Raw genomic sequence first — 305 nt, 5'->3', positions numbered from 1 at the left:
ATACCATCATTTGTAAACCTGGGCGTTCCCATATACAACAGGAATTTTCCAGAATTATTTGGAATGCCATTTTTCTATTGGTTCCAAACAATTTGGCTTGTTGCATGTACTGGATTTTATTTTGCATACGCGAAACTAGTGGAGAAAAAGCCATGATGAGTCCAGACATAGTCATCGTATTTGTTTCACTGTTCATAGTATTCATTGCATTAGGATTTTACGGAAAATATTGGAGAAGAGGAGATCTAAATCATGTTCACGAATGGTCACTTGCAGGAAGAAAGCTTGGAACAGCGCTAGTATTC

General features: G+C 37.4%; 1 protein-coding gene. It reads left to right on the top strand.

All coding sequences use genetic code 11. From position 1 onward, the window contains the following. Positions 1-156 carry a DUF3311 domain-containing protein gene (locus DYY66_RS16495; protein WP_178085605.1) on the top strand — a complete coding sequence of 52 codons (156 nt, stop codon included), beginning with the start codon at positions 1-3 and terminating at the stop codon, positions 154-156. The last annotated feature ends 149 nt before the right edge of the window (positions 157-305 follow it).

Source organism: Candidatus Nitrosotalea sp. FS (assembly GCF_011319475.1).
GTDB lineage: Archaea > Thermoproteota > Nitrososphaeria > Nitrososphaerales > Nitrosopumilaceae > Nitrosotalea.
This window is presented reverse-complemented; position numbering and strand designations above follow the sequence as displayed.